The organism is Mesorhizobium sp. L103C119B0 (assembly GCF_000502235.1).
Taxonomy (GTDB): Bacteria; Pseudomonadota; Alphaproteobacteria; order Rhizobiales; family Rhizobiaceae; genus Mesorhizobium.
In genome coordinates this window covers 81,260-102,786 of record NZ_AYXE01000018.1, presented here as the reverse complement: position 1 = coordinate 102,786, position 21,527 = coordinate 81,260, and the positions used below count along the sequence as shown (strand labels likewise).

Below are 21,527 nucleotides of genomic sequence, written 5' to 3'. Positions count from 1 at the left end.
ACGGGGAGCGGCGTTATGGATTTCTTTAAAAGTTTAACAAAGGTCTTGGCCGGCGGCGCGGTTTCCGTAGCTTTGTGCTTTCCGGCTGGCGCGGGCGGGCTCAGTGTGGGCATCGGCGGCAGCGGTGGGGTGGGTGTTTCGGTCGGCGGCAGTGGCGGCGGGCTTGGCGTCGGTGTCTCGGTCGGCGGGAGCAAGGGCGTCAATGCCGGAGCGACGGTCGGAGGCACCAGCGGCACCACCGCCAGTGTCGGCGCCTCGGTTGGCAGCGGCGTTACCGCCGGCGCAGGCGTATCGGTCGGCGCGGGCGTCGGGGTCGGGGTCGGCGCAACCGTCGGCAGCGGTGTCGGGGTCGGCGCCGGGGTCGGGGTGGGCAGTGGAGTGACGGCCGGGGTCGGCGTCGGCATTGGCACACAGACAACGACCACCAGCCCCAGGGATCCCAACACGCCGGCGGTGCCGGCGCGACCGGCGGTGGTTGCCATCAGCGCCATGTCGGCCGGCCAGATCGCCAAGATGAAAAAACGCTGCGCCAGCGTGCTCAGCGGCAAGGGCACCTACGACCGGGACCTGAAGGAGCTCTGCCGGATATTGGCGCGGCGCTGAGTACCGCAACATCGCATCTGCCGTGGGGCGTCAGTCTCTCAGCCAGCCACTGCCGCAAGGTGGCGGGCATTCTTAGGGGGTAGCTTTGCCAAGCGGTTCAGAGTTTCGCGGAAAGGCGGAACCGCTCAGGCTGTGCGCTTTCATCGGCGGCATTCCGCATGGCTTGGTCGCCGAGCCGAAGGAAGCGCGCCGCCCGGTAGCGGCCTTGCTCCGACCTCTGCCGTCCGTCCGGTCACCCGTTTGGGCCGGCTCGAAGATTCGCCTCTGGCCTTTTGTATCACCCGCTCTAGCTGCTTTGTGTTAGGCTCGTCATGTTAGCCTTGTCTTGCTGATGGAGGTTTTGATGGATCGGCGATCATTCTTGACAGCATTGTTTGGCGTTGCGGGGGCCGCGGCGCTTGCTACCGCGGTTCGGCCTCTCGAGGCCGTGGCCGGGGTTCCCAATGTCGGTAACGGCATTCTCGATGAACTCGACAAGCAGGATGCCAATTCGTTTGATGACGACGAAGGCGCTGGCGATGTCGAGCAGATCTCGCATCGGCGATGGCACCATCGTCGCCACCACAGGCGGCATGTCTGGAGACGGCACTGCCGCACGTTCTGGCGGCATGGCCGGTTGCGCCGGCGCTGCTATCGCAGGCGCTCCTTCGTCGTCTTGCGGTTCTAACCGCGGCACGTTCCCGGATTGACCCTGCCCTGAGGCGCAAACACCAAACAGACCCATCCCGATTTGCATCGGGATGGGCTGGTTCAGCTTTATCCAGCCACAGCTGCCACCGAATCCCGCTGCACCAGCGGGCATTCCAGCTTGGTGATTGGATAGCGGCCGCGGCCGGGAGGCGGCGGCACTTCGAGCTGTTCGATCGCCCATTGGCCCATCGCCATGTGCGGCAGGATCGATGTTGTCAGCGGCGGGAACAGGTGGCGGGCGATCTCCTCGTCGTCATAGCCGACGACGGAGATGTCCTGCGGGATGTGCAGGCCCGCCTCCTTCAGCGCTTCGTAGCAGCCGATGGCTGTGCGGTCGTTCTGGCAGAAGATGGCGGTCGGGCGCTCCTTGAGCGCCAAAAGCTTAACGGTCGCGGCATAGCCGGCGCTCGCCGACCAGTCGCCCTCGACCACCAGTTCGGGATCGAACGGGATGTCGGCGGTGGCGAGCGCTCTGCGGTAGCCTTTCAGCCGGTCCTGCGCGGCCTGCATCCACGGCTCGCCGGTGATGGTGGCGATGCGGCGGTGGCCGTGGCCGATCAGATGCCGGGTCGAGTTCTGGCCGCCGGCGATCTCGGACGGCACCACGGCCGGGAAGGCATAATCGGCCGTGTAGCAGTTGAGCAGGATGACCGGGATGTCGAGGCCGTAGAGGAAGTCCGGTGCCGTGATCTCGCGGGTGAAGATGGTCATGTAGACCAGCGCCGAGATGCCGCGCCTGGTGAGCGCCGCAATGGCGCGCGGCTCCATGACGGAGTCGCCCATGGTCTGCGCCACGAGCAACACATTGCCGGCGTTCCACGACGCCTGGCGCGCGCCCTCGATGGCGACAACGGCTTCCGGGCTTGTCGCCAGCTGGTCGACGGCGAAACCGATGACACTGTCAAGTCCATCGAAGGCGGGAACAGGTTTGCGCAGCGCCGAGAAGGCGGGTGCTGCGTAGCCGAGCGCACGCGCGGCGTCGATCACCCGCTCGCGCGTCTGCTGCGACAGCCGGATGCCGGGCGAATCGTTGAGCACGAAAGAGACGGTCGCCTGCGAGCACCCGGCTGCCCTGGCGATGTCGGTCATGGTGACGCGGCCGCCCTTGGCGGCTCTCGCCGGCGCCTTGCGCCGCTTCGCCGTGTCGTCCGGATCCCTCGTCTCGCTCATGGCATTGCGTCCCAATCCCCAGCCTGTCTAGTCGCAAGCCTGCCACACCGACAAGATGGTGTCGCGCCGTCGACCGATGGAAATAGTCGAAGGCGTTTATCTTTATTAGCAGCTTTGAAGTTCCCCGCCATGCCGCTGCGGGCCGCGTGAAATTCGAGGACTGCAAGGCATCTGCTTGCGCGAAGCGGTGCTGCACCTGTTCGGGAAAACTAGACCTAGGGCCACCGCCGAGTGTCCGCGCGGGACCTCTGCTAATAGTGTTTACTAATACAAAACGACGCTGTAACGTCAATCCGCCGTGTCCGGTCAGGTGGGACCCGTGCGGCGAGAAGTGCACGTGAATGGCCCGATGGCGAGCGGGGTTTGCCTCCGCAAGCGTGGTCTCGGACATGTGATATGTCAGACAAATCAGACTATTTACGAGCACGGGATGAGTCTCTAATGTCCGTGATCGCGACCGACGACGCCATTCTTCAGCGCCGGGAACCCCTGAGGAGGAGGGCGTCCAAATCGCGAGCGGCAAGTCAGTGAATGCAAGATCGGTTCAGTCCGACGACTGAGCCAAAACGGGAGGTTGAACATGAAATCCTTGATACGACATGCATCCGTGGCCACCGCAGCCCTGCTGCTTGGCCTGACCGCGACAGCCATTGCGCGCGCCGACGACAAGCCGACGCTGGCCTTCGTCGTCAACGGCGCTTCCGATTTCTGGAAGGCCGCCGAAGCCGGCGTCAAGAAGGCGCAGGCCGAATTGCCCGACTACAATCTCGAACTCAAATATCCCGAGCAGTCCTCGGTCGCCATCCAGCAGCGGCTGATGGATGATCTGGTGACCGCCGGCGTCAAGGGCATCATGGTCTCGGCCGTCGATCCCAAGACCTCGACCGACGGTCTGAACAAGATAGCGTCGGAAACGGCGCTGTTCACCACCGACTCCGATGCCCCGCAGACCAAGCGTGTTGCCTATATCGGCTCGTCCAATGTCGACGCCGGCAAGCAGGCGGCCGAGATCGCCAAGAAAGCGATGCCGGACGGCGGCAAGTGCCTCGGCTTCGTCGGCCTGCTCGGCGCCGACAATGCCAAGGAACGCATCCAGGGCATGAAGGACGGCCTCGCCGGCAGCAAGATCGAACTGGTGGACGTGCGCGGCGACGACATCGACCAGGCGCGCGCCAAGAAGAATGTCGAGGACGCGCTGGTCGCCAGCCCCGACATCACCTGCATGGTCGGCTTCTATTCCTACAACACGCCGCGCATCTATGAAGCGCTGCGCGACGCCGGCAAGCTCGGCTCGATCACCGTCGTCGGCTTCGATGACGATCCGATCACGTTGGGCGGCGTCAAGGAAGGCACCGTGGCGGCCACCGTCGTGCAGCAGCCCTTCGAATGGGCCTATCAGGGCATGAAGCTGATGGCCGCCTATCTCAAGGGCGACAAATCAGGCATTCCGGAAGGCGGCCTGATCATCATCCCGACCAAGATCATCGGTAAGGACGATGTCGACACCTATGCCGCCAATCTGAAGGCGATGTCCGGAAACTGAGACCACGAGCAGTTGCGCCGGCTCAGGGTTCGCCTTGAGCCGGCGATCGTGTTGACGGGTCGGCCAAGGCCCGTCAGTCTGTAGCCCACCGGCTGCTGGCAAGCCTGATCAAATATGGCGTGATGAATTATTCCGACCCATCTATCGTCGCAACCACCCCGTTCCTCGGCCTCGAGAACGTGCGCAAGACCTATCCGGGCGTGGTGGCGCTGGACGGCTTTTCCATGGAGGTCAGGCCGGGCGAGGTGATCGGCCTGGTCGGCGAAAACGGCGCCGGCAAATCGACCTTGATGAAGATCCTCGGCGGCGTCACCAGGCCGGACAGCGGCGCCATCACCGTCGACGGCGTTGCGCATGACGGGCTCACCGTCGAAGGCAGCCTGGGGTCGGGCATCGCCTTCGTCCACCAGGAACTCAATCTCTTCGAAAACCTCGATGTTGCCGCCAATATCTTCTTCGGCCGCGAGCCGTTGCGCGGCGGGCCGCTGAGATTGGTCGACCGCGCCAAGCTGCGCGAAATGGTGGCGCCACTGCTGAAGCGCGTCGGCGCCAATTTCTCCGCCGATACGCCGGTTGCCTCGCTGTCGCTGGCGCAGCAGCAGATGGTCGAGATCGCCAAGGCACTGTCGATCAAGGCGCGGCTGGTGATCCTCGACGAGCCGACGTCGAGCCTGCCGCTCGCCGAAACCGACAAGCTGCTCGACGTCATCAAGGCGCTGAAGGCCGATGGCATCAGCGTCATCTTCATTTCGCACCGGCTGCATGAGGTCGAGCGCGTCGCCGACCGCGTCGTGGTGCTGCGCGACGGCATGCTGGCTGGCACCTTGCCGAAGAGCGCCATCAACCACGACCAGATGGTCAAGCTGATGATCGGCCGCATGCTGAAGGAGCGCGAGAAGGCCTCCGAGGCGGCTCGGGCGCCGGGCGCCACTGCGCTCTCGGCCAAAGCCATCCGCACCCCCGCCTACCCTGCCCGGCCGGTCGACCTCGACATCAGGCGCGGTGAAATCCTCGGCCTCGCCGGCCTTGTCGGCTCCGGCCGCACCGAACTGGCGCGGGTGTTCTTCGGCATAGACAGCACGCTTGGCGGTGGGCTCGAACTCGACGGCAAGCCGCTTGTGCTGGGTTCGGCGGCCGATGCGGTCGCGCATGGCATTTTTCTGGTTCCGGAAGACCGCAAGCTGACCGGCATTTTGCTTGACCTGTCGATCGCGCAGAACATCTCGCTGCCCAACCTGCCGGCGCATGCGAAGCGTCGACTGGTGTCGGCAAGCGCCGAGACCGCCACCGCCGAGAAGCAGAAGAGCAATCTCGGCATCAAGGCGCCGTCGGTGCAGACGCGAACCGGCACGCTGTCGGGCGGCAACCAGCAGAAGGTGGTGCTGGGCAAATGGCTGGCGATGAACCCGAAGGTGATGATCCTCGATGAGCCTACGCGCGGCATCGATATCGGCGCCAAGGCCGAGATTTACGGGCTGATGCGAGCCTTGGCCGATGCCGGCGTGGCCGTGCTGATGATCTCCAGCGACATGGAAGAGGTGATCGGCGTGTCCGACCGCATCGCCGTCATGCATGAGGGCCAGATCTCGGGCATTCTCGACAAAGAACAATTCAGCCAGGAAAACGTGCTGTTGCTGGCGGTCGGCAAGCCGGCAAACTAGCGGGCTTCAGGCGATTGCCGGTCCGGCGCATTGGGGAGAAGACGATGAGCAAAAAAGATCTCGGCCTGCTGATCCTGATCCTGGTGGTCGGCGCCGTGGTGACCGCCATCAACCCGCGCTTTCTTTTGCCGATCAACCTCGCCAACACCTCGAACCTGATCGGCCTGTTCGGGATCCTCGCCATCGGCCAGGCCTTCGTCATCATTACCGGCGGCATCGAATTGTCGGTGGGATCGCTGGTGGCGCTGCTCGGCACGCTATTCATCGATTTCATCGCCGTGCGCGACATGCCATGGCCGCTGGCGCTGCCGCTGATCCTGGTGCTGGGCGGCATCATCGGACTGGCGCATGGCTGGCTGATCACAAGGCTGAAATTGCAGCCCTTCGTGGTCACGCTGTGCGGCCTTTTGATCTATCGCGGGGTCGCCCGTTTCTATACCGCCGACGGCACCGCCGGCTTCGCCTTCGGCCAGAATTTTCCCGAGCTCGAATTCCTCACCGCGGGCCGCAGCTATGGCGTGCCCAACAGCTTCATCGCACTGATCGTCATTTCGATCGTCATGTGGGTGGTGCTGCACCGCTCGGTGTTCGGACGCTACCTCTATGCCATCGGCAAGAACGAAGAGGCGGCGAAATATTCGGGAATTCGCACCGGCCGTGTCGTCATGGCCGCCTATGTCATCTGCGGCGTGCTGACGGCGCTGTCGGCGATCTATTTCGCCATGTACACGCGCTCGATCTCGCCGGCCAGCCACGGCCAGTTCTACGAGCTCTACGCCATTGCCGCCGCCGTTCTCGGCGGCTTCTCGCTGCGCGGCGGCGAAGGCTCGCTGGTCGGCGTCATCCTGGGCACCGTGCTGCTGCAGGAGTTGCAGAACCTGGTCAATCTGCTCGGCATCCCGTCCTCGCTCAACTTCGCGGTGATGGGCGGCGTGATCCTGATCGGCGTGCTGGTCGACCAGCAATGGGGCGTGTTCCGCGCAAGGCGGCTGATGCTCGATGCCAGCCGGAAGACTGTCGCGGCGGAGTAGCGCTACATCACGCCGGATATATCCGAGAAGGCCATCGCATTGCGCAGCACCTCGGCGAAGCGTTCTCCGGCGGCTTCGCGCTGGCCGCCATTGTCGATCGAGGTGACGCCGGAGCCGGACAAAGCGATATTGGCGCTGCGGGCGAGCCGAGCCAGCACTTCGCCGCGCGATTCGCGGCCGCGCTGGGCGAGACGCTCGGCGAGGATTTCCGGCGAGGCGGTGATCTCGACGACAGCCAGATTGGCATAGCGCTCCCGCAGCACCGGGATGACTGCGCGCGAGACATTGGCGACCGCGACATAGCCGTTGGCGATGGACGAGTCGACATCGGCCGGAATGCCGTAGCGCAGGCCGTGCGCCTCCCAGGAAATGGCGAAGGCGCCGTCGGCCTCGGCTTCGACAAAGGCCGCGTCGGCCAGCGTGTCGTGATCCTCGCTTGCCGCATCGCTCGGCCTGGTGATGACCCGGCGGACGAACTCCAGCCTCGTCTCGTCGGCAAACAAGGTGCGGGCATAACCGATTACCGTATCCTTGCCGGCGCCACTCGGGCCGACGACGGCGACAAACACGCCGTTGCGGAGCGGAAAGGCCTCGCTGCTGAGTTCGCGCTCGATCGACGCCGAGACCATCAGGCGACCCGGCGCCCTTGGCGCCAGACAGTGCGCACGACCGGCACATGGTCGTCGACGCGCACACGCACGAGGTCGGCGCGGCGGCCCTGTTCGATGACGCCGCGGTCGTTTAGGCCGATCGCCTCGGCCGGATTCTTCGACACCATCGCAACCGCCTGCGGCAGGGAAATGCCCTCGACGACGTCGCCGAGGAAGAAGGCCGACTGGATCAGGCTGAAGGGAATGTAGTCGGACGACAATATGTCGAGCAGGCCGTCGCCGGCCAGCGTGCGGGCCGAGACGTTGCCCGAATGCGAGGAGCCGCGCATGACGTTGGGCGCGCCCATCAGCACGCCGAGCCCGGCATCCTTCGAGGCCTTGGCGGCTTCCAGCGTGGTCGGGAATTCCGCGACGCGCACGCCCTGCTCGATCGCTTCGTCGACATGGCCCGATGTGGCGTCGTCATGGCTCGCCAGCACAATGCCCCGCTCGTTGCAGGCGGCTGATATCGCCACCCGGTTCGGTCCCGAATTCTTCGCTGATTCCGACATCCGCTTTTCGCAGAACAATTGGAAGTCGCGATCGGTCAGCTTCAGCTTGCGCTGGTAGTAATAGGCGTAGGTCTCGAGATTGACGAACTGGCGCTGTCCCGGCGCATGGTCCATCAGCGAGGCCAGTTTGACCCGCTCGTCGCCATCGAAATTGGCGAAAGCCCGCAAGCAATCCGGCGCCGAGACCTCGCAGCGCAGGTGCAAGAAATGGTCGGCCCGCAACCGGTCTTTCGCGACGCTGTCCTCGATCGCGCCGGCGAGCTTGCGGATGTCGTCGGAGGTAATATCCGCGTCCTCGTCCATGCCGACACGCAAAGCGTCGAGCACGGTGGTGATGCCGGCGGTGGCCACCTGCGCGTCATGGGCAAGGACGGCGGCGATCGGGTTCCAGCGCACTTTCGGGCGCGGCGCATAGTGGCCTTCGAGATGGTCAGTGTGCAGCTCGACCAGGCCGGGAATGATGTAGTCGCCGCCCATGTCCTCGCCGCCCATGCCCCCGCCGGTGTGGCCGGTGCCGGCGTCGACGCCGGAGATAAAACCGTCGCGCAGCACGAGCGACCCTTCGACGATCTCGTCGGCAAGCACGATGCGGGCGTTGTGGAGAACAGTTTCGGCGGTCATTTCAGGCGGTCCCTGGTTACTCGGACGAATTGCGGTTAGGCGGTTTTTCGGGCAGCGCGGCGGCCGAGCGCATGATGCGAAAGCACCATGAACGGAGCGCCCGGTTCGGTTTCGACGAACAGCGTCAGCGCATCCACCAGCACCGGCTGCTGCAGCACATCGGCGAACAGGCTGTCGATTGCCGCGCGCAGACGTTGGCTTTCCTGCGGCCCGGCCCGGCCGGACAGCGTCATGTGGAAGCGAAAGGTCTCGAACACGTAGGGGTAGCCCCACTGACAGAGATTGCGGAACTCGGCCGGTTTCAGCGAATCCGGGCTGCGCCGTTCGATTTCCGCTTCGGTGAGCGGCGCGCGAAAACGGTCGAAGCTAAGCACGACATCATCGGCGAAACGGTTGAGCGGCGGCAGCGGACCTTCCGGCACCAAAGCGAAGAAACCATCGATCTGGCTGACGACCAGGCGCGGGATGGTGACCGTCGGCGTTGCTTTGGCAAAGGCGTCCAGCGCCGCGCGCAACGAGCTTTCGGTTTCGTTGGCGGCCAACCGGAAGGGCGCTTTCAGCGTCGCATGAAAACCGTAGCGCCGCGCCGATGCGGTGTGAAAGGCGACTTCGGCCGCCGACAGCTCGCCCACCGCCTCGACCGGCCTGGTGGCGGCGCCAAAGGGGTCGCGACCCAGCCAGTTGGCGGCGATCCGCGCCAACGGCTCGTCCTGCCTCGGGGTGAAATAGATGGCGTAGCGCATCGAAAAAAATCCTCGTCAGCCCGCTGCCATAGGTGATTTCCATGACGGATTGACGAAGCTTATGCGAGTTTTCGAAGGCAAATCGACCCCATGGATCGTTAGCCGACGATTTTTCTTCCGGCGCAAGCGAAGGCCGATCAGGCCTTCATGAGCCATTCGTGCTCGGGCGCGTTGTGGAACTTCCACGTCCGCTTCGGCCCGGCCATGACGTTAAGGTAATAGAGGTCGTAGCCGTGACAGGCCGCGCACGGATGATAGCCCTTGGGCACCAGCACGACATCGCCGTCCTCGATCGCCATCGCCTCGTCCAGTTCGCGGGCGCCCGACTTGTCGGCGTCGGTGTAGACGCGCTGGAAGGCAAAGCCCTGCGGCGGGTTGAGGCGGTGGTAATAGGTTTCCTCAAGATAGGATTCGGCCGGCAGATTGTCCTGATCGTGCTTGTGCGGCGGGTAGCTCGATGTGTGGCCACCGGGCGTGATGACCTCGACCACCAGCAGCGAGTCGGCGGGCTTGCCCTCGGGCAATATGTTGGTGACGTAGCGCGTGTTGGTGCCTTTGCCCCGAGTCTCCTGGCCGAGGTCGTCGGGTGCGATGACGCGAACGGGCAAGCCGCCGCCCAGGCCCGGCGCCGAGCAGACCGCGAGTTCGAGATCGGTGTCGGCGGTGACCGACCAGTCCGAACCCTCCGGAATATAGACCGACCACGGCTTGCCCTCGAAGGGCGACATGCGCTCGCCGAGCAGGCCGAGTTCCTGGCCGCCGGCCCTTGCCGTGCCCTTGCCGGTGACGAACACCAGGCAGACTTCGCGATCCTGCGTCTTGCCGGATGCGGTCTCGCCCGGCTTCAGGCGGTGCAGGTCGAAGCCGACATAGGTCCATCCGGCGCTTTTGGGCGTGACATGGGCGACGCGGCCATGGCCCTTGTCGGCTTTGACGAGCAGTTTCGACATGTTTTGTCTCTCCTATCGCAAGTCTTCGAGGTCGGCCTCTCAACTTCGTCATCCTAGAGCGAAGCTCCGTCGCGAAGACCCTAGGATGACGAAGCGAGGGACGTTCCGGCCAATCACCGACGTAGGCGATACGCCAGGTGTCGAGTGTCCGACCCGCAAGCCCTTCCGAGCCACGGCCGCTTCATTCCTTCGGTTCGGCGTCCGCCTTCGCTTCGCCGGTCTTCGGTCGATCAGGCGCAGCCTTGCTCTCCTCCACCGGCTTGTAAAGATAGAAGAACTGCCACACCGCGTAGGCGGCAAAGCCGAGCGCAATGATGCCCCAGAATGGGGTGCCGGAGGCGAATTCTATTCCGGCCCAGATCACGCAGACGGCGACGACGGCAACGCGCCGCCACAGCGGCCGGAAGAACGGGTGCTCGTAATCCTTCATCGGACCGGCTTACGCATTGGGAAAGCCTTGCGTCTCGACCGTGTAGCCGGCCGCCGTCATCACCCGCATCAGCTCCTTGTAACCCACGTGGGCCATCTTCAGCGGCGGGTTCTTTTTCGGGTCCTGCTCGGCCTCGACGACGAACCAGCCTTCATAGCCATGGTCGGCGAAGCGCTGCACGATGGCGCCGAAATCGAGCGAACCGTCGCCAGGCACCGTGAAGGCACCGAGCGCCACGGCGTCGAGAAAGGACTGCTTTGTGCGGTCGAGCCCGTCGATCACGCCCATGCGCACATCCTTCACATGGACATGGCTGATGCGCTTGTGGTGGTTGTCGATGGCGCGCAGCACGTCGCCACCGGCAAAGGCGAGATGCCCTGCATCGAGCAGCAACGGAATGCCTTCGCCGGAATGGCGCATGAAGGCATCGAGCTCCGGCTCGGTCTCGACCACCGCCGCCATGTGATGGTGATAGGACAGCGGCATGCCTTGCTCGGCGCACCATTCGCCGAATTCGGTGAGGCGCCTGGCATAGGCCCTCATCTCGTCGTTGGACAATTTCGGCTTCGTGGTGAGAGGCCTGGAGCGATCACCCTGGATCGAGCGGCCGACCTCGCCATAGACGATGCAAGGCGCATTCACCGCCTTGAACAGGTCGATCATCGGCTGGATGCGATCCTTGTTCTTGCCCATGTCCTCATCGACCAGCGTGCCGGAGAACCAGCCGCCGCACAGCGTCACGTCGGCCTTTTTCAGGATAGGCAGCATGATTTCGGGGTCATTGGGAAAGCGGCGGCCCATTTCCATGCCGGTGAAGCCGGCCGAGCGCGACTGGCGCAGGCACTCTTCCAGCGAGACGTCGTCGCTGAGTTCGGCAAGATCATCGTTCCACCACGCAATGGGGGACATGCCCAGTTTGGCTTTCAAGTTTTAGCTCCGGTTTCTTGTTCACCCTCCCCCTTGTGGGGAGGGTCGCTGCGAAGCAGCGAGGTGGGGTGCGGCGCCAGACCCCCACCCGGACCTTCGGTCCGACCTCCCCACAAGGGGGAGGTAGGGGCCGGGTGCATGTACATCAATCGCCGATTGTCTGCATCTGCCGCTTTTCGTCGTAGGCCTTGCGGGCTGCGTTGACCTGCGGCCGTGCGGAGACTTCCGGCACCGCGACATCCCACCAATGGCCGCCGGCATCGGTGGAAATCAGCGGGTCGGTGTCGATGACCAGCACGGTGGTGCGGTCGTTGGTTTTCGACTTTTGCAGCGCGGTCTCCAGGCCGGTGATCGACGGCACCTTCTCGGCAATAGCGCCCATGCTCGCCGCATGCGCGGCGAAGTCGATGTCGGGCAGGATCTCGTGGCGCGCGTCCTTCAGGAGGTTGTTGAAGTTGGCGCCGCCGGTGGCCATCTGCAGCCGGTTGATGCAGCCATAACCCCTGTTGTCGAGCACCACTATGGTCAGCTTCAGGCCGAGCATCACCGACGTGGCGATTTCGGAATTCATCATGAGGTATGAGCCGTCCCCGACCATGACGACGACCTCCTGGTCGGGCTTGGCCATCTTGGCGCCGAGCCCGCCGGCAATCTCGTAGCCCATGGTCGAGAAGCCATATTCGCCATGGTACGAGCCGGGCGCGCCTGCCTGCCAGAGCTTGTGCAACTCGCCCGGCAGGCCGCCTGACGCGTTCAGCAAGGTCACGCCGGATCCCAGCGCGCGCTGCACAGCGCCGATCACCTGCGCATCCGAAGGGAAGGCGGCATTGGTCGACGCCGTCACCTTGGAGGCTTCAGCCTGCCAAGCCTTCTTGCCCTGGGTCGCATTGTCGGTCCATGTCGCCGGTGCTTTCCAGTTCCCCAGCGCAGCACCGAGTTCGGCGAGCCCTTCGGCCGCATCGGCGACCAGCGGCAGCGCGCGGTGCTTGCCGGCGTCGAAAGGCTGCACGTTGAGCCCGATGATGGTCTTGCCGGAGTTCTTGAACAGCGCCCACGAGCCGGTGGTGAAATCCTGCAGGCGGGTGCCGATGGCGAGCACGACATCGGCTTCTTCCGCCAGCCGGTTGGCCGCGGACGTCCCGGTGACGCCGACCGCCGCCATGTTGAGCGGATGTGTGTCGGGCAGCGAGGATTTGCCGCCTTGCGTCTCGCAGACCGGAATGCCGGCGCTCTCGCCGAATTTCGCCAGTTCATCCGAAGCCTGCGAGTAGAGCACCCCACCGCCGGCAATGATCAGCGGTTTTTTCGCACCCTTCAGCGCGGTGACCGCCGCCGCCAATTCATGCCGGTCCGGACGCGGCCGGCGCTGGTGCCAGACGCGCTCGGCGAAAAAGCTCTCGGGATAGTCATAGGCCTCGGCCTGCACGTCCTGGCAGAGCGACAGCGTCACCGGGCCGCATTCCGCCGGATCGGTCAGCACCTGCATGGTCCGCGCCAATGCCGGGATGATCTGCTCGGGACGGGTGATGCGGTCGAAATAGCGCGACACCGGACGGAAGCAGTCATTGACCGTCGCGGTGCCGTCGGAAAAGTCCTCGGCCTGCTGCAGCACCGGATCGGGGATGCGGTTGGCGAAAACATCGCCCGGCAAAAACAGGACGGGCAACCTGTTTACGTGGGCGAGCGCCGCCGCCGTCACCATGTTGAGCGCACCGGGGCCGATCGAAGAGGTCGCGGCCATGAAGCGGCGGCGGAAATTGGCCTTGCCATAGGCGATCGCCGCATGCGCCATCGCCTGCTCATTGTGGGCGCGGAAGGTCGGCAATTCGTCGCGCAGCTGGTACAGCGCCTCGCCGATGCCGGCGACATTGCCGTGACCGAAGATCGCCCACACACCGCCGAAGATGGGCACTCGTCTGCCGTCGATCTCGGNTCTCGGTCATCTGCTTGCTGAGAAAGCGGGTCAGCGCCTGCGCCATCGTCAGGCGGATTGTCTTGCTCATGGTGTTTTCCTCCGCAGTCCTCTTGCCGCGCCTTTATGCTGCTTTACGGCCACGCGCGGCAAGCCACGCTTCGGTCAACTGTTCGAAGCGCGCGGCCATGTCGGCGATAGCCTCGTCATCCGTCATCTTGCCCGCCAGCCATTGTTCGGCGGCGTGGACGAAGATGGTGCGGCCGACAGCAAAACCCTTGACGATCGGCGCCTTGGCGGTGGCGGCAAAGGCCGCTTCCAGTTCGTCCTGCGGCGCTTCGAGACCCAGCAGCACGACGCCACGACACCAGGGATCGTGCTTCAGGATCACCGCTTCGATCTTGGCCCAGGCGCCGGCCGAGGCCTGCGGTTCGAGCTTCCACCAGTCCGGCTTGATGCCAAGCGCATAGAGTTCTTCCAGGGCGCGCGGGATGGTCGTTTCGTCGAGCTTGCCGTGCTTGCCGGCGATGATCTCGACCAGAAGCTCCCGGCCGACCTTCCGCGCGGCTTCGAACAGCGAGCGCAGCTTCTGCTGCTGCTCTTCCTTGAGCGCTGCCGGATCGTCGGGGTGATAGAAGCACAGGCATTTGATGCAGTGGTCGACCGGCCATTCCACCAGTTGCGAGCCGATGTCCTGCGAGAACTCGAAGCGCAGCGGCCGCGAGCCCGGCAGTTCGACGGGACGGCCGAGCCAGGCAAAGGGGTGGCGGGCGAATTCGAACATCGCTTCGCGGCCATGCTTCTCGTCGATCAGCATGCCACAGCCGTCGCGGCCGGCGGCGACTTTCGCCGCAGCCTTGACCGCCAGCACCTTGAAATCGCGGATGCGCGCCGGATCGGCGCCGGTCTTTGCCGCGACGTCCTCAAGCTGCACACGGTGGTCGCAGGCAAGCGCCATCATGGAGGGGATATCGCGGCGGCGGGTCGTCGCCCAATGGATGTGGTTGATCGCCTCGTCCTTGCGCAACGCTAAGTGCTTGCTGCCGTTCTTGAGGAAGAACTGCAATTCCTCGAAGGTCGGATATTCCGGCGCGCAGAGCAGCCGCGACACGGCGAAGGCGCCGCAGGCATTGGCCCAGGTCGCCGCCGTTGCCAGGTTTTCGCCACCGAGCCAGCCGCGCAGAAAACCGGACATGAAGGCATCGCCCGCGCCGAGCACATTGTAGATCTCGATCGGAAAGCCCTTGCCGACGATACCGTCTTCCAGATCGTCGCTGATCGGCCCGTCATAGACGATGCAACCCATGGCGCCGCGCTTCAGTACGATGATTGCCTTGGACAGAGCGCGGATGGTCTTCAACGCACTCAGGCAATCGTCGGCGCCCGAGGCGATCATGATCTCTTCCTCGGTGCCGACGATGAGGTCGCAATCGGGCAGCACCGTCTTCAGCTGGGCCGAGACGCGGTCGGATTTGACATAGCGCTCAAAACCCTCGGCATGGCCTGCGAGTCCCCAGAGGTTGGGGCGGTAGTCGATGTCGAACACCACCTTGCCGCCCCTGGCCTTGATGATGCGGATCGCCTTGCGCTGGGCGGCGTCGCTGTTGGGTCGGGAAAAATGCGTGCCGGTGACGACGATGGAACGGGCCGAGGCGATGAAGGCTTCATCGATGTCTTCTTCGGCGAGCGCCATGTCGGCGCAGTCGCTGCGATAAAAGATCATCGGCGAGACGCCTTCGCTCTCGACCGAAAGCAGCACCAGAGCCGTCAGCCGTTCCTTGTCGGTCTTCAGCCCGTCGACATTGACGCCTTCGCGCCGCAGCTGCTCGCGGATGAAGCGGCCCATCTGCTCGTCGCCGACGCGGGTGAGCAGCGCCGAGCGCAGGCCTAGTCTCGCCGTGCCAACCGAGATGTTGGCCGGGCAGCCGCCGACCGATTTGGCAAAGGAGGTGATGTCCTCCAGCCGCGAGCCGATCTGCTGGCCGTAAAGGTCGACGGAAGCGCGACCGATGGTGATGACATCGAGCGTCGCCTGTTTGGCGTCCACGGCTTCGCTCATTGGAACCTCCCGTCGGTCTTGTTGTCTTGAGCAACGTAGTTGGGGGACACGCGCGAGCGGCAGCGTGGCGCCGGGAATATGAAATAATAATTCCAATCTATAGTCAATATGGAATGAGCATTCCTTCCGCGAATTCGAGCGCCGGGCGCCGGCCTAGGCTTTGCGCTTCTTGCCCGTGCTGCGCCGCTTCTCGCCGACGCCGACGGTGAGCGCCATGGCCAGCGCCATGGTGGCCGACAGCGAGCGGAAGCCGGCGAAATCGGCCTCGGCGACTTCGAACCAAACCTTGGCGAACTGCGCTAGTGGCGAAAACGAACTGTCGGTGATGGCGACGATCGGCACGCCCTGTTCGGAAATGGTGCGGGCCTCCTCGATGGTGGCCGGCGCATAGGGCGAGAAACTGATGGCGATGACGGCGTCCGCCGGCGTGGCGAAGGCGACCATCTCGGCATTGAGGCCGCCGGCGGATTCGATCAGCTGGTTGCGGATCTTCAGTTTGCCCAGCGCATAGGCGATGTAGCTCGCCACCGGATAGGAGCGGCGCTTGGCCAGGACATAGATGGTCTCGGCCTTGGCCAGCAGCGCAATTGCGTCTTCCAGATGGGCCTCGTCCAGCGAGCGTGAGATGTCGTTGAGCGAAGTGCTGGCGGCGGCGACGAAGCCGTCGAAGATGGCGCGGTGTCCAGCACCCGCATCGGCCTTGGCGCGCAGCGCCTGAAGGCGTTCGTCATAAGAGGAATTGCGCTCGCGCAGCCGCTCGCGAAACACCTGCTGCAAGCTGGTGAAGCCGTCGAAGCCTAGTTGCTGGGCAAAGCGGATCAGGGTGGACGGCTGCACGCCCGCCGAAGCAGCGATGCTGGCGGCGGTGCCGAAGGCGATGTCATCGGGATTGTCGAGCGCATAGGCGGCGATCTGGGCGATGCGCTTGGGCAAGGTTTCACGGCGATCGAGGATCGTGGCGCGCAGCGTCTCGAAGTCGCGAGGTACCCGTTCGTCCATCGTCGCCCCGTCCAAGCTCATCTAGAACATGATGCCGAAAAGTGTGCAGCGGTTTTCGGACACATCATGCTCTCTTTAACTCAAGTGACGTCCTCTCTGCCCCATCATAGCGAGCCTGCGCAAGAAGGCCATAAAAAATGAGGCAGACATTCCATTCGGAGAAGAAATGGACTAATTCATCCATCGATCGCTTCAGGTATTGGGAGAAAGAAATGGTCGGCGTTGGTCTTATCGGCACGGGTTTCATGGGCAAATGCCACGCCATTGCGTGGAGCGCCGTCGGCGCCGTCTTTCCCGATGTCGCCAAGCCGAAGCTGGTCCATCTCGGCGAGGTCAACGAGGAGCTGGCCAAGCGCAAGGCCGGTGAGTTCGGCTTCGCCAAGGCGTCGGGCGACTGGCGTGCCGTCGTCAACGACCCCGAGGTCGATATCGTCTCGCTGACCACGCCCAATCAGTTCCATCCGGAGATGGCCATCGCTATTCTTGAAGCCGGCAAGCATCTGTGGTGCGAGAAGCCGATGGCGCCGAGCTTTGCCGAAGCAGCGGCGATGGCGGCCGCGGCGAAGAAGTCCGGCAAGGTCGCAGCGCTTGGCTACAACTACATACAGAGCCCGGCCATCCGCCACATCGGCGCGCTGCTCGAGGAAAAGATCATCGGCGAGGTCAACCATCTGCGCATCGAGATGGACGAGGACTTCATGGCCGACCCCGAAGCGCTGTTCTTCTGGAAGCATGAGGCCGCATCCGGCTATGGCGCGCTCGACGATTTCGCCGTGCATCCGCTGTCGCTGGTCTCGACGCTGTTCGGCCGCGTCGCAAAAGTCATCTGCGACATGGCCAAACCCTATGTCGACCGCAAGCTGGCCAGCGGCGGCCGCCGTGCGGTGGAGACCTACGACATCGCCAGCGTTTTGATGCATCTGGAAAACGGCATTGCCGGCACGCTGCTGGTCAACCGCTCGGCCTGGGGCCGCAAGGGCCGCATCGCCATACAGATTTTCGGCTCCAAGGGATCGATCCTGTTCGACCAGGAGCGGATGAACGAAATCCAGCTCTACGTCACCGCCGATCGCCCGACCGAACAGGGCTACCGCACCATATTGGTGGCGCCGCACCACAAGCCTTACGACGCCTTCCTCCCGGCGCCGGGCCATGGGCTCGGTTTCAACGACCTCAAGATCATCGAGTGCCACGAATTGCTGACGCGGCTTGCCGGCAAGCCGGCACGGGTCATCGAATTTGCCGAAGGGCTGGAGATCGAGCGCACCGTGCACGCGATGGCGAGGTCGTTCGAGGAAGAGCGCTGGGTGGATGTGCGGTAAACCCGCTCGCTTCAGCGGCCAGCGACAGCGTTCGCCTCCCAGCCACTGACCCAGACCTGGCGCAGGCGATCGCCTTCGCCTTTGAAGCGCAGCCCGGTCGCCCGGCAATCGGCGATGCGGTCGCTGCGGAAATTGCGGATCGCCTGGCGCAGTTCACACCAGGCGACGATGTTGGCGGTTTCTGAATAATAGATCAGCGCGATTGGACGGATCAGCCGCTCGGAGGCGCGGCCGATTTCGTCGCGATAGGACAGGTCGAGCTTTTCCTCGTCACGGATGGCGCGGCGCACAAGCGCCAGATCGATGGTGCCGATTGCCGGTGCAGCGAACCCCCAGACATGCAGTGCGTTGGCGTCGAACGCCTGGCGTAGTGGCGGCGGCACGGCGCCGGCGATCTTGGCGCTGACGCGCTTGGCCGCCTGCTTGAGTTCGCTGTCTCCCGTGCGCTCCAGCAGGGCGAGCGACAGGACGATCGCCTCCATCTCCTCGATTGAGAACATCAGCGGTGGCAGGTCGAAGCCGGGCCGCAATATATAGCCGATGCCACGCCCGCCTTCGATCGGCACGCGCATCGCCTGCAGTGCGGCGATGTCGCGATAGATCGAACGCATCGTGACTTCCAGCTGCCCGGCGATCATGGCCGCCGTCACCGGCTGCCGCGCCAGCCGCAGGATCTGGATAATCTCGAACAGCCGCGACGCCTTGCGCATTTCCTCTCCCTGATGAACGCTACTGACACATCCCCGTCAGTTGGGATGATTTATTGGACTGCCTATCGGGTTGAAAATCAACAAATTCCTCCACGGCACCCCAGCAGGAAGCGACAGGCAACTGACATGAGCTACGCGGAAAATCTCTGGCTGTTCTTTATCCTGCTGTCCGGCATCATCATCGTACCCGGGATGGACATGCTGTTCGTGCTTGCCAATGCGCTCACCGGCGGCCGCGACCGGGGCCTCGCCGCCACCGGTGGCATCATGGTCGGCGGCATCGTGCACACGCTGAACGGCGCCATCGGCGTCGGCCTGCTGATGCATTTCGTACCGATCCTGTACAAGCCGATAGCCGGCGCCGCCTACATGGCCTTCATCGGCATCTCGCTGATGCGCAGTTCCATCACCGTCGGCCACGACGGGCCCGCCGGCAGCCGTACGGCCTGGAAGGCCTTTCGCCAGGGACTGGTGACCTGCCTGATCAACCCGAAGGCCTATCTCTTCATATTTGCCGTCTATCCGCAGTTCCTGAAGCCGGATTACGGCCCGATCTGGATGCAGGCGACGGTCATGGGCTTGCTGACGATGCTGACGCAGGCCGCCATCTATGGCGGGCTCGCCATCACCGCCGGCCGCAGCCGCAATCTGCTGGTGGCCAATCCGCGGGCGACCGCTTTTGCGGGCCGGGCGGCCGGACTGCTGCTGTTTGCGGTCTCGGTGTTTACGGCATGGGAAGGGTTGAGGGCAGCGTGATCCCGATCAAGCGATGACGCCGCGTTTCTTCGCCTCGGCGCGGCGCTTGCGGATCACTGTCCCGGTCTTTTCGTCGTCGAGGGCGGCAGCTACCCCGTCCGCGAGACCGATGACGTCATGACCGCCTCACGCCCTCGCCCAAGACGACGAGAAGCTCGTCCAATTGCTCGAACGTCTCGCCCATCGCATCCGCCGCCCCGGTACCGGCCGCGTCGAGAGCCTCCTTCGAGGGATAGAGTTCGTGCATGACCAGCAGCGTCTTGCCACCCTTTTCCTCGAAGGTCAGCGTGGTGACGGGTCCACCGTCACCACCTTCCTCATTGGTCCAGACGAGGCGTGAGTGGGGTGTCACTTCGATATACCTGCCGAAGAATTCGTGAAGGTCCGAGGCGTCGTGGCCGAACACCAGGCGGTACGTGCCTCCGGTACGAGCATCCATCTCGCATGAACGCAGGAACATGCCCATCGACTTCGGCACCCACCACTGCTTGAACAGCTCGGGCTTGGTCCACGCCTCGAACACGATGCGCGCCGGACCGTTGACTGTTCGCGTGACGACCAGCTCGCGCTCGGACTTCCGTTCGACCGTGGTGCGGCTGTTCGTGGGCTCACTCTCGGTTCTTTGGCGCATCGGCTTTCTCCTTCCGTTTCAATTCCTCGACAACCTTGTCCAACTCGTTGAAGCGTGCGTCCCAGAGCAGGCGGTGCCGCTCGATCCAGGCCGCCTCTTCCTCCAGTCCGCGCAGGCCGAGCTTGCAGGTCCGCACGCGGCCAACCTTCTGCGTGGTGACGAGCCCCGCCTGCTCCAGGACGCCGACGTGCTTCTTCATGCCCGTGAGGGTCATGTGGAACTTTCCGGCAAGCTCGGTGATCGAAGCGTCTGCGCGTCCGAGCTGCTCCAGAACGCCACGCCGGGTGGCGTCCGAGAGCGCGGCGAACGAGGAATCCAAGTCGGTATACTGAACCATATGGTTCAGTATTTAGCAGACCGGTTGCCGGGGTGCAAGGGAGCCGCAGCGTCCTTCCCGCGCATCGCCTCGTATCAGGCGGCGCCCGGCCGGTTCTCCATCATGGCGCGGCGGGCTGAGCGGCGCCATTCTACGGCGCCGGCGAGGCCGTGCAGCACCGTCTCTGTGGTCGCCCAGTCTATGCAGCCATCTGTGATGCTCTGGCCATAGACGAGCGGCTTGCCTGATACCACGTCCTGCCGGCCGGCGACGAGATTGCTCTCGATCATGACGCCGATGATACGCTCGTCCCCTGCTGCCACCTGGCCGGCGACATCGGCCGCCACCTTCGGCTGGTTCTCCGGCTTCTTGCTCGAGTTCGCGTGGCTGACATCGATCATCAGACGGGGGGCGACGCCGATGCGGGCAAGTTCGACCGAGGCCGCCTCGACGCTCGCCGCATCGTAATTCGGCTGAACGCCGCCGCGCAGGATGACGTGGCAGTCCTCATTGCCGGTAGTAGTCGCAATGCCGCTGCGTCCGCCCTTGGTCACCGCCATGAAATGATGCGGCTGGGCGGCGGATTTCACCGCCTCGGCGGCGATCCTGAGATTGCCGTCGGTACCGTTCTTGAAGCCGACCGGGCAGGACAGGCCGGAAGCCAGTTCGCGGTGGATCTGGCTCTCGGTGGTGCGCGCGCCGATGGCGCCCCAGGCGACGAGGTCGGCAATGTATTGCGGCGTCGTCATGTCGAGAAATTCGGTGGCCGAGGGCAGGCCGAGATTGTTGACCGCCGACAGCACGTTGCGCGCCATCCGCAGCCCCTTGTCGATGTTGAAGCTGCCGTCGAGATCGGGGTCGTTGATAAGGCCCTTCCAGCCGACAGTCGTGCGCGGCTTTTCGAAATAGACCCGCATGACGATCTCCAACCGGTCGGACAGGGTCTCGCGCAGCGCCACTAGCCGGCTGGCATAGTCAACGGCCGCGACCGGGTCGTGGATCGAACACGGGCCGACGATGACAAGCAGCCGGTCGTCGGTGCCGTTCAAGATGGCATGGGTGGCGTTGCGTGATGCGCTCACGGTGCGCGTTGCCGTCAGCGTGCGCGGGATCTCCCGCATCACCTCGTCCGGCGTACTCAATTCTCGGATTTCCTTGACCCGAAGATCGTCTGTGGTGGTCAACACGGCTTTCTGCTCCTGTTTTTAGGAGACCTGCCGGCTGATACAAAAAAGCCGCCAGGTCTGGCGGCTGTTCGGACTTGTTGCTGCAATCTTCAGATCGAGCGCAA

20 protein-coding genes and 1 pseudogene are annotated in these 21,527 nt (G+C 64.1%); 6 read left to right on the top strand and 15 right to left on the bottom strand.

Translation table 11 applies throughout. The annotated features are described in order from the left end of the window. Nucleotides 1-15: 15 nt before the first annotated feature. The gene (locus tag X728_RS141820) at nt 16-603 is read left to right on the top strand and encodes a hypothetical protein (protein ID WP_031195837.1); all 588 of its coding nucleotides are present in this window, start codon (nt 16-18) and stop codon (nt 601-603) included. A gap of 355 nt (nt 604-958) precedes the next feature. Here the strand turns inward: X728_RS141820 and X728_RS1000000171105 are convergent, their stop codons facing one another. Then, nucleotides 959-1,141, bottom strand: coding sequence for a hypothetical protein (locus X728_RS1000000171105; RefSeq protein WP_196815106.1), 183 nt, complete (start codon nt 1,139-1,141; stop codon nt 959-961). 218 nt (nt 1,142-1,359) lie between these two features. Further along, nucleotides 1,360-2,463: a LacI family DNA-binding transcriptional regulator gene (locus X728_RS141830; RefSeq protein ID WP_023832680.1), complete on the bottom strand. Its 1,104-nt coding sequence runs from the start codon at nt 2,461-2,463 to the stop codon at nt 1,360-1,362. Between the two features lie 580 nt (nt 2,464-3,043). Between X728_RS141830 and X728_RS141835 the strand changes: the two genes are divergently transcribed. The 3 genes from X728_RS141835 (at nt 3,044) to X728_RS141845 (ending at nt 6,698) form a co-directional block, all read left to right on the top strand. Continuing rightward, complete coding sequence (locus X728_RS141835) at nt 3,044-4,006, top strand: sugar-binding protein (RefSeq protein WP_023672352.1); 963 nt, start codon at nt 3,044-3,046, stop codon at nt 4,004-4,006. 122 nt (nt 4,007-4,128) lie between these two features. Continuing rightward, complete coding sequence (locus X728_RS141840; RefSeq protein WP_023672351.1) at nt 4,129-5,667, top strand: sugar ABC transporter ATP-binding protein; 1,539 nt, start codon at nt 4,129-4,131, stop codon at nt 5,665-5,667. 44 nt (nt 5,668-5,711) lie between these two features. After that, nucleotides 5,712-6,698 (top strand): ABC transporter permease, encoded by a 987-nt coding sequence (locus X728_RS141845; RefSeq protein WP_023672350.1) that lies wholly within the window; start codon nt 5,712-5,714, stop codon nt 6,696-6,698. Nucleotides 6,699-6,700: 2 nt separating this feature from the next. Here X728_RS141845 and phnN read toward each other — a convergent pair whose 3' ends face one another. The 9 genes and pseudogenes from phnN to X728_RS141885 form a co-directional block, all read right to left on the bottom strand. Then, nucleotides 6,701-7,330, bottom strand: coding sequence for a phosphonate metabolism protein/1,5-bisphosphokinase (PRPP-forming) PhnN (phnN, locus tag X728_RS141850; RefSeq protein WP_023703740.1), 630 nt, complete (start codon nt 7,328-7,330; stop codon nt 6,701-6,703). Then, nucleotides 7,327-8,481 carry an alpha-D-ribose 1-methylphosphonate 5-triphosphate diphosphatase gene (locus X728_RS141855; protein WP_023814494.1) on the bottom strand — a complete coding sequence of 385 codons (1,155 nt, stop codon included), beginning with the start codon at nt 8,479-8,481 and terminating at the stop codon, nt 7,327-7,329. Before X728_RS141855 ends, phnN begins: the two co-directional genes overlap by 4 nt. Nucleotides 8,482-8,516: 35 nt before the next feature. Beyond that, nucleotides 8,517-9,224: a DUF1045 domain-containing protein gene (locus X728_RS141860; protein ID WP_023739734.1), complete on the bottom strand. Its 708-nt coding sequence runs from the start codon at nt 9,222-9,224 to the stop codon at nt 8,517-8,519. 137 nt (nt 9,225-9,361) lie between these two features. Further along, nucleotides 9,362-10,174 (bottom strand): 5-deoxy-glucuronate isomerase, encoded by an 813-nt coding sequence (iolB, locus tag X728_RS141865; RefSeq protein ID WP_023672346.1) that lies wholly within the window; start codon nt 10,172-10,174, stop codon nt 9,362-9,364. Nucleotides 10,175-10,355: 181 nt separating this feature from the next. Continuing rightward, nucleotides 10,356-10,604 carry a hypothetical protein gene (locus X728_RS141870; protein WP_023672345.1) on the bottom strand — a complete coding sequence of 83 codons (249 nt, stop codon included), beginning with the start codon at nt 10,602-10,604 and terminating at the stop codon, nt 10,356-10,358. Nucleotides 10,605-10,613: 9 nt separating this feature from the next. Further along, on the bottom strand, nt 10,614-11,531 hold the full coding sequence (gene iolE, locus X728_RS141875; protein WP_031195835.1) for a myo-inosose-2 dehydratase: 918 nt from the start codon (nt 11,529-11,531) through the stop codon (nt 10,614-10,616). 145 nt (nt 11,532-11,676) lie between these two features. After that, nucleotides 11,677-13,534 (bottom strand): annotated as a pseudogene (iolD, locus tag X728_RS05055) (3D-(3,5/4)-trihydroxycyclohexane-1,2-dione acylhydrolase (decyclizing)). 33 nt (nt 13,535-13,567) lie between these two features. Continuing rightward, nucleotides 13,568-15,502, bottom strand: a complete 1,935-nt coding sequence (iolC, locus tag X728_RS141880) for a 5-dehydro-2-deoxygluconokinase (RefSeq protein WP_023832676.1) — start codon at nt 15,500-15,502, stop codon at nt 13,568-13,570. A gap of 153 nt (nt 15,503-15,655) precedes the next feature. Beyond that, on the bottom strand, nt 15,656-16,501 hold the full coding sequence (locus tag X728_RS141885; protein WP_031195834.1) for a MurR/RpiR family transcriptional regulator: 846 nt from the start codon (nt 16,499-16,501) through the stop codon (nt 15,656-15,658). A gap of 212 nt (nt 16,502-16,713) precedes the next feature. On the opposite strand from X728_RS141885, the gene X728_RS141890 reads away from it, so the two are divergent. Further along, nucleotides 16,714-17,823, top strand: a complete 1,110-nt coding sequence (locus X728_RS141890; RefSeq protein WP_023687403.1) for a Gfo/Idh/MocA family oxidoreductase — start codon at nt 16,714-16,716, stop codon at nt 17,821-17,823. Nucleotides 17,824-17,834: 11 nt separating this feature from the next. Here the strand turns inward: X728_RS141890 and X728_RS141895 are convergent, their stop codons facing one another. Continuing rightward, complete coding sequence (locus tag X728_RS141895) at nt 17,835-18,533, bottom strand: YafY family protein (protein WP_023832674.1); 699 nt, start codon at nt 18,531-18,533, stop codon at nt 17,835-17,837. A 126-nt stretch (nt 18,534-18,659) separates the two neighbouring features. On the opposite strand from X728_RS141895, the gene X728_RS141900 reads away from it, so the two are divergent. After that, on the top strand, nt 18,660-19,289 hold the full coding sequence (locus X728_RS141900; protein ID WP_023832673.1) for a LysE family translocator: 630 nt from the start codon (nt 18,660-18,662) through the stop codon (nt 19,287-19,289). Nucleotides 19,290-19,404: 115 nt separating this feature from the next. On the opposite strand, the gene X728_RS141905 is transcribed toward X728_RS141900, so the two are convergent. The 3 genes from X728_RS141905 to X728_RS141915 all read right to left on the bottom strand — a co-directional run bounded on the left by X728_RS141905 (nt 19,405) and on the right by X728_RS141915 (nt 21,423). After that, on the bottom strand, nt 19,405-19,920 hold the full coding sequence (locus tag X728_RS141905; RefSeq protein ID WP_023672339.1) for an SRPBCC domain-containing protein: 516 nt from the start codon (nt 19,918-19,920) through the stop codon (nt 19,405-19,407). Further along, nucleotides 19,898-20,257, bottom strand: coding sequence for a helix-turn-helix domain-containing protein (locus tag X728_RS141910; protein ID WP_023672338.1), 360 nt, complete (start codon nt 20,255-20,257; stop codon nt 19,898-19,900). The genes X728_RS141905 and X728_RS141910 overlap by 23 nt, the downstream gene beginning before the upstream one ends. Nucleotides 20,258-20,331: 74 nt before the next feature. Continuing rightward, nucleotides 20,332-21,423: a 3-deoxy-7-phosphoheptulonate synthase gene (locus tag X728_RS141915; RefSeq protein ID WP_023695981.1), complete on the bottom strand. Its 1,092-nt coding sequence runs from the start codon at nt 21,421-21,423 to the stop codon at nt 20,332-20,334. Nucleotides 21,424-21,527: the final 104 nt, after the last annotated feature.